Below are 13,814 nucleotides of genomic sequence, written 5' to 3'. Positions count from 1 at the left end.
ATGACCGACCGTTCGCTCGGCCCGAACACTACGGACTGTGACACAGAAGGGCATTTCCCGTCAAAATCGACCGTAAGCCGGCATCAATCCGTGCGATATAGTTCAGAATTACTGAACAAACCGGAGGTGGCCGTGGTGGGATCATCTGGGTGCGGCACGGCGATCCGCGCCGCCCGTCGGGCCCGGGGTCTGACCGTGCGCGAGCTTGCCCAGTGTCTGCGGGTCAGTCCCGCCACGATCAGCGCCATCGAGAACGGCAAGACCGGGGTCTCGGTGTCGAGGCTTCAGGAGTGCGCCGGGGCGCTGGGCGTCACACCGGCCCAGATCCTGGCGGGCACCGTCTCGGTGGCGGCGACGCACTTGGACCACGCGCGCGCCGACGCCGCCGATTCCGGGCAGCGCGACTGGCGAAGGTTTCCGCCGCTGGCCCTCGACGGCGTCTTGGCGGCGGCTATCGATGCGTTCGTCGAAACCGGTTACCACGGCAGTTCCATGCGGGATGTCTCCGCACGCGCGGGCATGAGCGTTCCCGGGATTTACCACCACTACCCCGACAAGCAGGCGCTGCTGGTCGCGATACTCGATCTGACCATGTCAGAACTGCACTGGCGCGTCACCGCGGCCCGCGCCGACGCCGCAACAGGGCTGCAGGAGGTGCGGCTGGTCGTCGAGGCGCTGGCCCTGTTCCACACGCACCGCCAGAAGCTGGCGTTCATCGGAGCCAGCGAGATGCGCAGCCTTACCGCGACGAATCGACAACGTATCGCCGACTCACGAAATCAACTGCAGCACACCCTGGACGCCGCCGTCGACCGCGCAGCGCGGGAGCGCGATGTAGATATCGCCGATGTTCTCGACCGCCGGATCGCCGGACGCGCCATCACCACGATGTGCACCTCGCTGCCACAATGGTTCAACCCCGACGGCCCCGCCACTCCGGAGGAAACGGCTCGCACCTACGCCGATTTCGCGGTCTCGCTGCTCACCAAACCGCGCGGCCTCGGACTGGCTTCCCCGCCGGTGTCCCCCGACGGCAGAATGTGACCCGTGTCGGCTACATGGCAGTTCTGGATCGACCGGGGCGGCACGTTCACCGACATCGTGGCGCGCCACCCCGACGGGCGTCTGCTCACGCACAAGCTCCTCTCGGAGAATCCGGAGCACTACCGAGACGCGGCGGTGGCCGGAATCCGCGCCCTACTGCAGCTCGACGGCGAGGCGCCCATTCCGGACGGGCTGATCGATGCGGTGCGGATGGGCACGACGGTGGCCACCAACGCCCTGCTGGAGCGCGCCGGTGAACGCACCCTGCTGGTGATCACGCGGGGTTTCGGGGATGCACTGCGCATCGCCTATCAGAATCGGCCACGCATCTTCGACCGGCACATCGTGACGCCCGAGCAACTCTACGAACGCACCATCGAGGTCGATGAACGCATCGCCGCCGACGGGACGGTGCTGCAGGCGCCGAATCTGGATGACTTGGCCGCACAGCTGCGCACCGCCCACGCCGAGGGGATCGGCGCGTGCGCGGTGGTATGCCTGCACAGTTACCGAAATCCGGTGCATGAAAGGGCAATCGGAGAGCTGGCCCGCGAGATCGGTTTCACCCAGGTCTCGTTGTCGTGCGAGGTCAGCCCGCTGCCGAAACTGATCCCACGCGGCGATACCGCCGTCGTCGACGCCTATCTGTCACCGGTCTTGCGTCGCTATGTCGCACAGGTGGCCGACCAGCTCACCGGCGTGCGACTGATGTTCATGCAGTCCAACGGGGGGCTGGCGGCGGCAGATCATTTCCGCGGCAAGGACGCGATCCTGTCCGGGCCAGCCGGCGGAATCGTCGGCATGGTTCGAATGTCGGCGATGGCCGGCTTCGACTCGGTGATCGGTTTCGACATGGGCGGAACCTCCACCGACGTATCCCACTACACCGCCACCGGCGGATACGAGCGGGTGTTCACCACCGAGGTCGCCGGCGTGCGGCTGCGAGCACCGATGCTGCATATCCACACCGTCGCGGCCGGCGGCGGCTCGATCCTGCACTTCGACGGCAGCCGGTATCGGGTGGGCCCGGAGTCCGCGGGCGCCGACCCGGGCCCGGCCTGCTACCGGCGCGGGGGACCGTTGACCGTCACCGACGCCAACGTCATGCTCGGGCGCATCCAACCGGACCATTTCCCAGCAGTGTTCGGACCGGCCGGCGACGAACCGCTCGATGCTGCAACGGTCGGACAGTCCTTCGCCGCCCTGGCCGACGATATTCTCATCGCCACCGGCGATGACCGCACCGCCGAGCAGGTCGCCGAAGGGTTCCTGCGCATCGCCGTGGCGAACATGGCCAACGCGGTCAAGAAGATCTCCGTGGCCAAGGGCTACGACATCACCCGCTACGCCCTGACCACCTTCGGTGGCGCCGGCGGACAGCACGCGTGCGCGGTCGCCGACGAGCTCGGCATCCGTACGGTGTTGGTACCGCCGATGGCGGGCGTGCTCTCCGCACTCGGGATCGGGTTGGCCGACACCACCGTGATCCGCGAGCGCGCCGTCGAGACCGAGCTGGATTCCACCGCCCTCGCCGGGTTGCGCGAGGTAGCGGACGGCCTGGAGCGGGCAGCTCGCGCGGAGCTCGCCGACCAAGACATTCCGCCCGACCGGACACGGGTGATCCACCGAGTTCAGCTGCGCTACCAGGGAACTGACACCTCGATCCCGGTCGAGTTCGACGGCGTCGCTGCGATGACGGCGGCGTTCGAAGACATCCACCGCGGCATGTACTCGTTCCTGATGGACCGTCCGCTTATCGCCGAGACGGTCTCGGTCGAGGCGACCGGCCTCACCGAGCAACCCGAGCTGTTGCAGCGAAGCGCTGCCGACGCATCTCATCACGCCGGCCAGATCGTGCGCCTCTACACCGGTGGCGCCTGGCGGGATGCGCCGCTGCACCGGCGGGAATCGATCACCGACGTGGTGATCGGGCCGGCCATCATCGCCGAGGACAACGCCACCACCGTCGTCGACGACGGCTGGCAGGCCCAGCTGACCGCCGACGGGCAACTGGTGCTGAAACGGCTGACCACCGCAGCACCGGCCGCGGCCGGGACCGCGGCGGATCCGGTACTGCTGGAGATCTTCAACAACCTGTTCATGTCCATCGCCGAACAGATGGGCACCCGGCTGGAGGCCACCGCCCAGTCGGTGAACATCCGTGAGCGGCTGGACTTCTCCTGCGCATTGTTCGACGCCGAAGGCAATCTGGTGGCCAACGCGCCGCATATCCCGGTACACCTGGGATCGATGGGTGCGACCGTCAAGGAAGTGATCGCCCGCCGGGCTTCGACGATGCAGCCCGGCCAGGTCTATGCGGTCAACGACCCGTACCACGGCGGCACCCACCTGCCCGACATCACCGTCGTCACTCCGGTGTACGCCGAAGGCGCAACCCCGGACGACCCCGTGTTGTTCTTCGTGGCCTCACGCGGTCACCATGCCGAAATCGGTGGGACCACACCGGGTTCCATGCCCGCCGACAGCAAGTCCGTTGTCGAGGAGGGCGTGCTGTTCGACAACTGGCTGTTGGTCGACGGCGGCCAGTTCCGCGAAACACCGACCCGGGACCATCTCACGGGGGCCACATTCGCCTCCCGCAGCCCCGATACCAACCTCGCCGATCTGCGAGCGCAGGTCGCCGCGAATCAGAAGGGCATAGACGAGATCCGCTCCATGATCTCGCATTTCGGGCTGGACGTCGTACAGGCCTACATGCGCCACGTCCAGGACAACGCCGAGGAAGCGGTGCGCCGGGTCATCGATTCGCTCGATGACGGCGAGTACCGCTATGAGATGGACTCCGGCGCAACGATCGCGGTGCGGATTACCGTCGACCGCGCGGCGCGGGGTGCCACCATCGACTTCGATGGAACATCGCCCCAGTTGGCCACAAACTTCAACGCGCCGTCCTCGGTGGCCACCGCCGCGGTGCTCTACGTGTTCCGCACTCTGGTAGCCGACGATATCCCGATCAATGATGGCTGCCTGCGCCCGCTAAAGATCACGATCCCGGACGGCACCCTGCTGTCGCCGGCCTACCCGGCCGCGGTGGTCGCCGGCAACGTCGAGACCTCCCAAGCCATCACCGGGGCACTGCTGGCTGCGCTGCGGGTGCAGGCCGAAGGCTCCGGAACCATGAACAATGTCACGTTCGGCAACGCCGGCCACCAGTACTACGAGACGCTGGGCTGCGGATCGGGCGCGGGCGAGGGTTTCGACGGCGCCTCGGTGGTGCAGACCCACATGACCAACTCGCGGCTCACCGACCCCGAAATTCTGGAGATGCGCTTCCCGGTGCTGTTGCGCGAGTTCGCGATCCGGCACGGCAGCGGCGGGTCCGGACGCTGGCGCGGCGGTGATGGCGGCGTGCGCAAGATCGAGTTCCGCGAGCCGATGACCGTCAGCGTGCTGACGGGGCATCGGCGGGTCGCGCCCTACGGTATGGCCGGCGGCCAGACCGGCGAACTGGGACGCAACCGGGTGGAACGCGCGAGTGGCTCGGTGACCGAGTTGGCCGGCTGCGATTCCACCGACGTCGGCCCGGGTGATGTGCTGGTGATCGAAACTCCGGGCGGCGGCGGGTATGGCGAGTCCCGCTGATCGCGGGTTAATCTCACCGGATGCGGGACCAGTGGAGCCGGCGTGGTTTCTTCGGCCTCTGTGGCGCGGCCGGTGCCGCCGCGTTGCTGGCCTCCTGCTCGTCGGATGAGCACGGCGATGACGGCGCACCCGGACCGACCACCATCGCCCACATCTTCGGTGAGACGACCGTCCCGGAGCCGCCCACCCGAGTGGTTTGCGCCGGCTACACCGGGCAGGACGACCTGCTGGCGCTCGGCGTCGTTCCGATCGCGGTGACCAACTGGTTCGGTGACCAGCCTTTTGCAGTGTGGCCGTGGGCGCAGCGGCAGCTCGGGGACGCCAAGCCGGTAGTGCTGAACTTGGACAACGGGATTGCGGTCGCACAGATCGCCGACCTCAAACCGGATCTGATCATCGCGACGAATGCCGGCGTGGACGCTGATACCTATCAGAAGCTGTCGGCCATCGCGCCGACCGTGCCCCAGTCGGGCGGCGACGCCTTCTTCGAGCCCTGGAAGATTCAGGCCGCCGCCATCGGCAAAGCGGTGCACCGCGGTCAGCAGATGCAGTCGCTGGTCGACGGGGTCGACGCCGCGTTCACCGACGTCGCCAGCGCGCGCCCTGGCTTCAAAGGCAAGAAGGTACTGCTGCTGGCCGGTCGACTGGACCAGGGCAACGTCAGCGCCGCCACTGGGTGGCGAACTGCGTTTCTCACCCAGATGGGATTGACCGTCGCCGATGGACCCTCGGTGATCGAGCACGACCGGATCGCATCCGCACTCGGCGGCGCGGACGTGCTGATCTGGACCACCGAGAGCGACGACGAGCGCACGGCTCTGCTGGCCGATCCCGATATCGCCGGGTTCGAGTCGCGCAGCATTTTCACCACCAAAGACCAGGCCGGCGCGATCGCCTTCGCCTCCCCGCTGAGCTACCCGCTGGTGGCCGGGCAGCTACCGGCGCTGATCGCCAAGATCACCGGCTAGGGCCGACTCTGCGCGTTCGGTAAGACCCCTCTGGCATACCCCGCAGAATTGTGTTCTACGTCACTATTTGCCGCCATTCGGGGCTACGGTCGTGGCATGAGCGTGGCATTGGATTTCACGGATTTCACCAAGACCGACATGGTCCTCGACTATGGCGACAGCGCTTTGCTGTTGCAGTTCGACTCAACGACCGACGTGCTGGCATGGACCGCGGCGCTGCATTCGGCAGCGCTGCCCGGCGTGGTCGACATCGTCCCGGCGTCGCACACGGTGTTGGTGAAAGTGGCCGCACCCCGATACCTGTCAGGTGTCCGGCGCCGCCTGACAACCCTGGACGCCGACCCCGATGCGGTCCGAACTCGCGCCTCAGAAGGCCCCGCGGACGTGGTTGTCGACGTCATCTACGACGGGCCGGACCTGACCGAGGTGGCCGAACACACCGGCCTGAGCGTGGCCCAGGTGATCAACGCCCATACCACCACGCCCTGGTTGGTGGGCTTCGGCGGATCCACACCGGGTTTCGCCTACCTGCTGGGCGGCGACCCCAGGCTGCAGGTGCCCCGCCGCGCCGAGCTGCGTCCGGTTCCAGCCGGTTCGGTGGCGCTGGCCGGCCAGTTCAGCGGCATCTATCCGCGTCAGTGGCCCGGCGGCTGGCAGGTGATCGGCCACACCGACGCCGTGTTGTGGGATCTGAACCGTCCTGCCCCGGCACTGCTGACACCGGGCCTGTCGGTGCAATTCCGGGCCGCGTGACCGCCATGACAACCACTCTGGAAATTCTGCACACCGGCCCGTTGGCCCTGGTCGAGGATCTGGGCCGGGCCGGGTTAGGGCATCTCGGTGTCAGCCGTTCCGGTGCCGCCGACCGTCGCTCGCACAGGTTGGCCAACCGACTGTTGGCCAATCCCGATGATCGAGCCACCATCGAGGTGGCATTCGGCGGATTGTCCGTGCGGGTCCACGGCGGCGACGTCGACATCGCGGTCACCGGCGCCGACACCGATCCGAATGTCAACGGAGTCAGCTTCGGCACCAACAGCATTCAACACGTCCGCGACGGCCAGGTGGTCTCCCTGGGCACGGCGCGGTCGGGGCTGCGCAGCTACCTGGCGGTGCGGGGCGGCATCGACGTAACCCCGGTACTGGGTTCCCGCAGTTACGACGTGATGGGCGAGATCGGCCCGGCCCCGTTGCGCGACGGCGATGTGCTGCAGATCGGCGAACGGACCGGCGACTACCCCGAGATCGACCAGGCACCGGTGGCGACCATCCCCGACGACGTGGTCGAGTTGCGGGTGACGCCCGGGCCGCGCGACGACTGGTTCCTTGACCCCGACATCATGGTGCGCACCAACTGGCTGGTGAGCAACCGCAGCGACCGGGTCGGCATGCGCTTGGTCGGGATGCCTCTGGAATACCGTTGGCCGGAAAGGCAATTGCCCGCCGAGGGTGCCGATCGGGGCGCCATCCAGATCCTGCCGAACGGCTTTCCGATAATCCTGGGCCCCGACCATCCGGTGACCGGGGCCTATCCGGTGGTCGGGGTTGTGGTCGATGAGGACATCGACACCTTGGCCCAGGTCCGGCCCGGGCAGACGGTGCGGATGCACTGGTCGCGGCCCCGTCAACATCCCGCCGCGCGCTCGGCTTGGTAGGCCCTTCGGGTGCCCGGCCAGGTTCATACCGCCCGCCTGATCCACACCAGCGATCTGGACGATGAGACCCGCCGCGGCGCACGTCGGCTGGTCACCGAGGCCTCCGGGGGCACACTCTCCGACGCCGACTGGCAGCATGCGCTCGGTGGCATGCACGCCTTGATCTGGCACCACGGCGTCTTGATCGCTCACGGCTGCGTAATCAGGCGCCAACTGCTCTATCGCGGCAGATCGCTGCGGTGCGGCTATATAGAAGCCGTCACCGTCCAGGCCGATCACCGGGAGCGGGGCCTGGGCACCGCCGTACTCCAGGCGTGCGAGCAGGTGATCCGCGGCGCCTTCGAACTCGGCGCGCTCAGTTCACCCAGCATCAGCCGCCGGCTGTACACCGCCCGAGGATGGTTGCTGTGGCGCGGACCCACTGCCGTCCTGGCCCCCACCGGGCCGGTGCGTACCCCCGAGGCGGACGGCACTGTGTTTGTCATGCCGGTGGACACCGATCTGGACACCTCCGCCGAGCTGAGCTGCGACTGGCGCGACGGCCAAGTGTGGTAGCCGCACGGTTAACAGACCGTAGACAACCGGTGTATGCGCGGTGACCGAGCGGGACTCCAGTGAGGTGGCTCACAATCCCTGCAGTGTTCATAAGAATCAGCCGTGCGATTCAAGCGTCAGCAGGATTGATTGTTAACTTAATATTGCGTCAGTCTCACAGGCGAACGGGCGCGGCGACACCGGCATTACGGCTGTTCGCCATTGTCAAGAAAGCTTTCAGGGCTTTGACCTGCACATACTGGCCGCGTCGACCGCGTCGGCTTCCCGCGCCCGGCGCGGACACACCTCGAACGCAAGGCCGGATTTTGCGGCTCCCTGCCACTCTGCTGCCAATAGTTGCAGGGGGCTGACTTCAGGGCGACGCCCAACAAAAGTGGCCTTATGGTGTGACCGTCACGGCTTGGCCCCGGCCTTGCACGGCCCCCCTCTCGAAAGACGCACCCTCATGCTGTACGAGTTCTGGCACAACTTCACCCACAACTTGTTCAAGCCACTCTTGCTTTTCTTCTACATGGGGTTCCTCATCCCCCTGCTGAAGATCCAGTTCGAGTTCCCCTACGTGCTGTATCAGGGCTTGACGTTGTATTTGCTGCTCGCCATCGGCTGGCGTGGCGGCGAAGAGCTCGCAACCGTCGACTCGTCGAACATCGGCGGCGTCCTGGGCTTCATCGTGCTCGGCTTTGCCACCAACTTGATCATCGGGTTCGTCGCCTACTGGCTGCTGACCCGAATGACCAAAATGAGACGTATCGACCGTGCCACCGTCGCCGGGTATTACGGGTCAGACTCCGCCGGCACTTTCGCCACCTGCCTTGGCGTGCTCGCCACGCTGGACATCGCGTTCGACGCCTACATGCCGGTGATGCTGGCTGTCATGGAGATCCCGGGCTGCATTGTGGCCCTGGTCCTGGTGTCACGGTTGCGTGCACGCGGAATGGACGCCCGCGGCAACATGGCAGACGAGCCCGGCTACAACAAGAAGGCCAGCCGGCAACTGGTCGCCGCCGCCGCCCAGGCGAACGGAGCGCGCACCACCACGCGGCACGACCAGGGCATTCAAGACGAGATCGACCTGGCGCTGGAAAGGCAGGAGCACGCTCAGCCGGGCGCGGTGACGGCGACCACGGTCTCGGCACAGTCCAGCGGAGCCCTGATGCGGGAGGTGCTGCTCAACCCGGGGCTGTACCTGCTGTTCGGCGGGATCCTCATCGGCTTCGTCGGCCGCTTGCAGGGCGCCTCGGTCATCGAGGACGGTGACCACGTCTTCGTCACCGCGTTCCAGGGAATGTTGTGCCTCTTCCTGCTCGAAATGGGAATGACTGCCTCACGCAAGCTCAAGGACCTGCGGTCCGCGGGACGCGGTCTGATCGCCTTTGGGTTGTTGGCACCCAACCTCTTTGCGATAGCCGGAATTTTCATCATCCACACCTATTCGCAGATCACCGGCACCCATTTTGAAGCCGGCAGCTACGTGCTGTTCGCTGTACTGTGCGGCGCGGCTTCTTATATCGCCGTTCCGGCGGTGCAGCGCATGGCGATCCCCGAGGCCAGTCCGACGGTTCCACTGGCCGCATCGCTGGGCCTGACGTTCTCCTACAACGTGACCATTGGGATTCCGCTGTATCTCCAGATCGCGAAGGCCGTCAACGCCTGGCTTCCAGTCAGCTGACAGAAGGTTCCAACCGAACGCAACGCTTCTCCACTCTGTCGGTCAACCAGGCGAAATATCCTGCGCGCGCGGCCAATACGTGACGTAGGCCACTGAGAGGCCGTGTGCCCACCGCATTTTCAGGTTCTGTTCTGCCACTTGCCAGATCGGGTCGGTAGGTTCGCAGACCGTCCATCGTGATGCGAGATTGTCCGCGTGGCGATGGCCTAGAGCCTGAGGAGATCGCATGACGAACGGCCACATCAGCAATTTCGATCCCGAGGACTGCGCCGCCTGGGAGACCGGCAATGCCGCCATCGCACGACGCAACCTGATCTGGTCCACCGCCAGTACCCACGTCGCGTTCTCCATCTGGTCGCTGTGGTCTGTGGTGGTGCTGTTCATGCCCGAGTCGGTCTACGGCATCAAACCCGGCGACAAACTGCTGCTGGCCGCGGTCGCCACTCTGGTCGGTGGATGCGTCCGCGTGCCCTACGTCCGGGCCACCGCGAAGTTCGGCGGCCGGGACTGGGCGGTGGCCTCCTCGCTGATCCTGCTGGTCCCGACCGTCGGGACGCTGCTGCTCCTCGTCAACCCCGGTCAGCCGCTGTGGATGTACCTGGTGTGCGCCGCACTGACCGGCCTGGGTGGCGGCAACTACGCCGCGTCGCTGGCCAACGTCGACGCCTTCTACCCCCAGCGGCTCAAGGGCGTCGCCCTCGGACTGTGCGGCGGCATCGGCAACCTCGGGGTAGCAGCCATCCAGCTGGTCGGCCTGTTGGTACTGGCTACCGTCGGCAACACCAAGCCCGAACTGGTCTGCTCGGTGTATCTGGTGCTGCTTGCCGTGGTCGGAACCTGCGCAGCCCTGTGGATGGACAACCTCGACCACGGCATGGAAGAGGTGGGCAGCATCCGGTCGATCCTGTCGGTCCCGGACAGCTGGATCGTCTCGGCGCTGTACTGCGCCGCGTTCGGCTCGTTCATCGGCTTCGCTTTCGCATTCGCCCAAGTGCTGCACGTCACTTTCGAGAAGGCCGGCCACAGCCCCGCCGAGGCGGCGCTCTACGCTGCGCGAATCGCGTTCCTAGGCCCACTGTTGGGCGCCTTGGCCCGCATTTACGGCGGCCGGGTGGCCGACCGCCGTGGCGGCGGCCGCGTCACCTTGGTGGTGTTCCTCGGCATGATCCTGGCGTCAGCCGTACTGCTTGTGACCAGCACGATCGACGACCACAACAGCCGCGCAACCACATCGACGATCGTGATCTACATCGCCGCATTCATGGTGCTGTTCATCCTCGCCGGAATGGGCAACGGATCGGTGTTGAAGATGATCCCGTCGATCTTCGAGGCGCGCAGTCGCTCACTGGATGCCGACGAAGCCGAGCGCCGGCATTGGGCACGTTCACATTCCGGCGCCTTGATCGGGTTTGCCACCGCGGTCGGCGCGCTCGGCGGGGTCGCCATCAACTTGATCCTGCGTCAGGCCTACGCCAGCTCGGGAACAGAGACACCCGCGTTCTGGGTCTTTCTGGCGTCGTACTGCGCCGTTGCGGCACTGACCTGGGTGATGTACGTTCGCCGGCCCCCGCGGGTTCGGGGCGGCCAAAGCTCCCGGGTTCCGGCAGACGGCGAGAAGATCTCGGCGTGACCCGGAACACGAATCGGGCAACGGATCCGAAATCGGTCGGTAACACAGATGAAATCGACTGGGGCTAAATCTTATACATGAGTACCGCCGTTTACGCCGCCGGTCACCGCATCGAGATCGAGGAAAGCCGGGTTCTCGTGGACGGGATGGTCAAACCGGTCTCTCCAGCCGGCCTGGCCGCCCTGCGCGTCTTGGCGCTTCGTCCGGGCAACGTGGTTGCCCGGGACACGTTGCTGCGTGCCCTCCCGGGACGCGGTAACAGCACGCATGCCGTCGAGTCGGCCGTGCTCCGGCTGCGAACAGCGCTGGGCGACAGCCAGATCGTCGCCACGGTGGTCAAGCGCGGGTACCGACTGGCGGTCGACAGCGAGCAGGGGGCAGCATGATTCCCATCCTGGTGGCGCATGGCACCCGTCAGCCCGAGGGGATCGTCATGATCGGCGAACTCGCCGAACAGGTCAGTAGCTTGTTGGGGCAACCGGTGCGCGTGGCATTCGTCGACGTGCTGGGACCCAACCCGGCGGAGATCCTTGCCGCTGAGGCCGAGAGCGGCCGCCCGGCGATCCTGGTACCCGCCTTTCTGGCCCGCGGTTACCATGTGGGCGTCGACGTACCCACCCAGGTCGCGGCCAGCGGTCACCCCGATGTCACGATCACTCCGGCGCTGGGCCCCGACGATCGCGTCGCCGCGGTGGTCGCCGCTCGGCTGACCGAATCGGGCTGGCACGCTGGAGACTCGGTGGTTCTCGCCGCGGCCGGCTCATCAGACCCCCTCGCGCACAACGACTTGAAGCACGCAGCGGAGATGCTTTCCGGGCTGCTCGGTTCGCCGGTCACGGTGGCGTTCGCCGCTACCGGTGGTCCCAGCGTCGGTGAAGCCGTCGCCGACCTACGCAGCCAAGGCGCTTCACGCGTGGTGATCGCGTCGTACTTGTTGGCCGACGGCCTTTTCCAGCGCCGCCTGCGCGACGCCGGCGCGGATCTGGTGACCGAGCCGCTGGGCACGCATCCCGGTATCGCCCAGGTCGTCGCCGACCGGTTCATCACCGCCCACACGCGGATTCCAGTGCGCTAAACCGTTTTCAGCAACGGTCCTCGTCCGCGCGGCGTTCGCGCTGAAGCGGACTTCCTGAATTCCTTTCTGGCCCCGCCACGTTGACAGGTGTCACCGGCATTCCTTCGCGTTCGGCGGACCGACTCCGCCGCCTCACACTCGGTCGACAGCACCGTGAGGAGAAGTTCACGGGCGAGTCATCTCGTGCAGCATTGCGGTAACGAAAGATTTCTACCGTGACCACATGGCTCGTTCACACCTGATAACCCAGTGGGATCCCGAAGACACCGTGGCCTGGACGGCCGGCAACGACAAGATCGCGCGGCGCAATCTGATCTGGTCGACAGTTGCTGAGCACGCCGGCTTCTCCATCTGGTCGATCTGGTCGGTGATGGTGTTGTTCATGCCCGAGTCGGTGTACGGCTTCACCGCGGGAGACAAGTTCCTGCTGGCAGCCACGGCTACGCTCGCCGGCGGCGTACTGCGCATACCGTACTCGCTGGCCACCGCGGCGTTCGGCGGCCGTAACTGGACGATCTTCTCCGCACTGGTGCTGCTGATCCCGACCGTCGGGATGATGGGCCTGCTGGCCCATCCAGGCCTGCCGCTGTGGCCTTACCTGGTGTGTGCGGCCCTAACAGGTCTGGGCGGCGGCAACTTTGCCGCTTCGATGACCAATGTGAACGCGTTCTATCCGCACCGACTCAAGGGGTGGGCCCTGGCGGTCAATGCCGGTGGCGGCAACCTGGGGGTTCCGCTGATCCAGCTGGTCGGACTGGGAGTGTTGGCCACCGTGGGTAACCGTCAGCCGTATTGGGTGTGTGCGATCTATCTGGTCGTCCTCACGGTGGCCGCTATCGGTGCCGCGCTGTTCATGGACAATCTCGATGGCCAAAGGGCCGACCTGACCGCAATGCGCTCGATCCTTCCCGAGCTCGACACCTGGATCGTCGCACTGCTCTACATCGGGACGTTCGGCTCCTTCATCGGATTCTCTTTCGCGTTCGGCCAGGTGCTGCAGATCAGCTTCGTGGGCGGCGGCCAGAGCCCAGCGCAGGCCTCCTTGCATGCTGCTCAAATCGCCTTTTTGGGGCCGCTTTTGGGGTCGATTTCGCGGATCTTCGGCGGTCGACTGGCCGATCGGCTCGGCGGCAGCCGAGTCACGCTGGCTGCCTTTGGCGGCTTGTTCGCAGCCTCCGGGTTGCTCGTGAGTGTGAGCACCCTGGACAGCCATCGCAGCGGTCCCACGTCCGGCGCCGTGATGGTGGGCTATGTGATCGGCTTCGTGGCGCTGTTCATCGTGTCCGGAATCGGCAATGGCTCGGTGTACAAGATGATTCCGTCGGTCTTCGAGGCCCACAGCCACCGAATGGGTATGCACGAGAGCGATCGTCGGCATTGGGCGCGAGCCATGTCGGGAGCGCTGATCGGATTTGCCGGTGCAATCGGTGCATTGGGCGGCGTCGGAATCAATCTGGCTCTGCGCCAGTCGTATATCTCCAGCGGCTCGGCTACGACGGCGTTTTGGATCTTCCTGGTGGGTTATGTCGGGGCCGCGGCGCTGACCTGGCTGAGGTACGTACGTCGGCCGTTCTTCGCCACTCAACCGGCTCGGGCCGCGCTGGCGCCGGCGTAA

Annotated in this window: 10 protein-coding genes and 1 pseudogene; all 11 read left to right on the top strand. The window is 66.1% G+C overall.

Translation table 11 applies throughout. The features are described 5' to 3' along the window. Positions 1-135 precede the first annotated feature (135 nt). The 11 genes and pseudogenes from ACJH71_RS16075 to ACJH71_RS16025 all read left to right on the top strand — a co-directional run bounded on the left by ACJH71_RS16075 (position 136) and on the right by ACJH71_RS16025 (position 13,814). Positions 136-1,044, top strand: coding sequence for a TetR family transcriptional regulator (locus ACJH71_RS16075; protein ID WP_406758986.1), 909 nt, complete (start codon positions 136-138; stop codon positions 1,042-1,044). 3 nt (positions 1,045-1,047) lie between these two features. Next, on the top strand, positions 1,048-4,647 hold the full coding sequence (locus ACJH71_RS16070) for a hydantoinase B/oxoprolinase family protein (RefSeq protein ID WP_406758985.1): 3,600 nt from the start codon (positions 1,048-1,050) through the stop codon (positions 4,645-4,647). Positions 4,648-4,667: 20 nt separating this feature from the next. After that, entirely contained in the window at positions 4,668-5,615 is a 948-nt protein-coding gene (locus ACJH71_RS16065; RefSeq protein WP_406758984.1) for an ABC transporter substrate-binding protein, read from the top strand. A 96-nt stretch (positions 5,616-5,711) separates the two neighbouring features. After that, positions 5,712-6,368, top strand: a complete 657-nt coding sequence (locus ACJH71_RS16060) for an allophanate hydrolase subunit 1 (protein ID WP_406758983.1) — start codon at positions 5,712-5,714, stop codon at positions 6,366-6,368. 5 nt (positions 6,369-6,373) lie between these two features. Further along, on the top strand, positions 6,374-7,270 hold the full coding sequence (locus tag ACJH71_RS16055; RefSeq protein ID WP_406758982.1) for a 5-oxoprolinase/urea amidolyase family protein: 897 nt from the start codon (positions 6,374-6,376) through the stop codon (positions 7,268-7,270). A gap of 9 nt (positions 7,271-7,279) precedes the next feature. Continuing rightward, on the top strand, positions 7,280-7,825 hold the full coding sequence (locus ACJH71_RS16050; RefSeq protein ID WP_406758981.1) for a GNAT family N-acetyltransferase: 546 nt from the start codon (positions 7,280-7,282) through the stop codon (positions 7,823-7,825). A gap of 445 nt (positions 7,826-8,270) precedes the next feature. Continuing rightward, positions 8,271-9,494 (top strand): sodium-dependent bicarbonate transport family permease, encoded by a 1,224-nt coding sequence (locus ACJH71_RS16045; RefSeq protein ID WP_406758980.1) that lies wholly within the window; start codon positions 8,271-8,273, stop codon positions 9,492-9,494. Between the two features lie 226 nt (positions 9,495-9,720). Further along, positions 9,721-11,124: a nitrate/nitrite transporter gene (locus ACJH71_RS16040; RefSeq protein WP_406758979.1), complete on the top strand. Its 1,404-nt coding sequence runs from the start codon at positions 9,721-9,723 to the stop codon at positions 11,122-11,124. A gap of 95 nt (positions 11,125-11,219) precedes the next feature. Then, positions 11,220-11,510, top strand: a pseudogene (locus ACJH71_RS16035) (winged helix-turn-helix domain-containing protein); the annotation flags it as partial. After that, positions 11,507-12,199 carry a sirohydrochlorin chelatase gene (locus ACJH71_RS16030; protein WP_406758978.1) on the top strand — a complete coding sequence of 231 codons (693 nt, stop codon included), beginning with the start codon at positions 11,507-11,509 and terminating at the stop codon, positions 12,197-12,199. The pseudogene ACJH71_RS16035 and the gene ACJH71_RS16030, both read left to right, overlap by 4 nt. Before the next feature lie 223 nt (positions 12,200-12,422). After that, on the top strand, positions 12,423-13,814 hold the full coding sequence (locus tag ACJH71_RS16025; protein WP_406758977.1) for a nitrate/nitrite transporter: 1,392 nt from the start codon (positions 12,423-12,425) through the stop codon (positions 13,812-13,814).

Origin of the sequence: Mycobacterium sp. SMC-15 (assembly GCF_045310925.1) — a bacterium.
Taxonomy (GTDB): Bacteria; Actinomycetota; Actinomycetes; order Mycobacteriales; family Mycobacteriaceae; genus Mycobacterium.
Note: the sequence above shows the minus strand (reverse complement) of the source record. Positions and strands in the feature narration are given on the sequence as shown.

Coding starts and splice junctions, on each gene's coding strand:
- ACJH71_RS16065 (WP_406758984.1), top strand. CDS start 4,668: ATGCGGGACCAGTGGAGCCGGCGTGGTTTCTTCGGCCTCTGTGGCGCG.
- ACJH71_RS16060 (WP_406758983.1), top strand. CDS start 5,712: ATGAGCGTGGCATTGGATTTCACGGATTTCACCAAGACCGACATGGTC.
- ACJH71_RS16055 (WP_406758982.1), top strand. CDS start 6,374: ATGACAACCACTCTGGAAATTCTGCACACCGGCCCGTTGGCCCTGGTC.
- ACJH71_RS16045 (WP_406758980.1), top strand. CDS start 8,271: ATGCTGTACGAGTTCTGGCACAACTTCACCCACAACTTGTTCAAGCCA.
- ACJH71_RS16040 (WP_406758979.1), top strand. CDS start 9,721: ATGACGAACGGCCACATCAGCAATTTCGATCCCGAGGACTGCGCCGCC.
- ACJH71_RS16030 (WP_406758978.1), top strand. CDS start 11,507: ATGATTCCCATCCTGGTGGCGCATGGCACCCGTCAGCCCGAGGGGATC.
- ACJH71_RS16025 (WP_406758977.1), top strand. CDS start 12,423: ATGGCTCGTTCACACCTGATAACCCAGTGGGATCCCGAAGACACCGTG.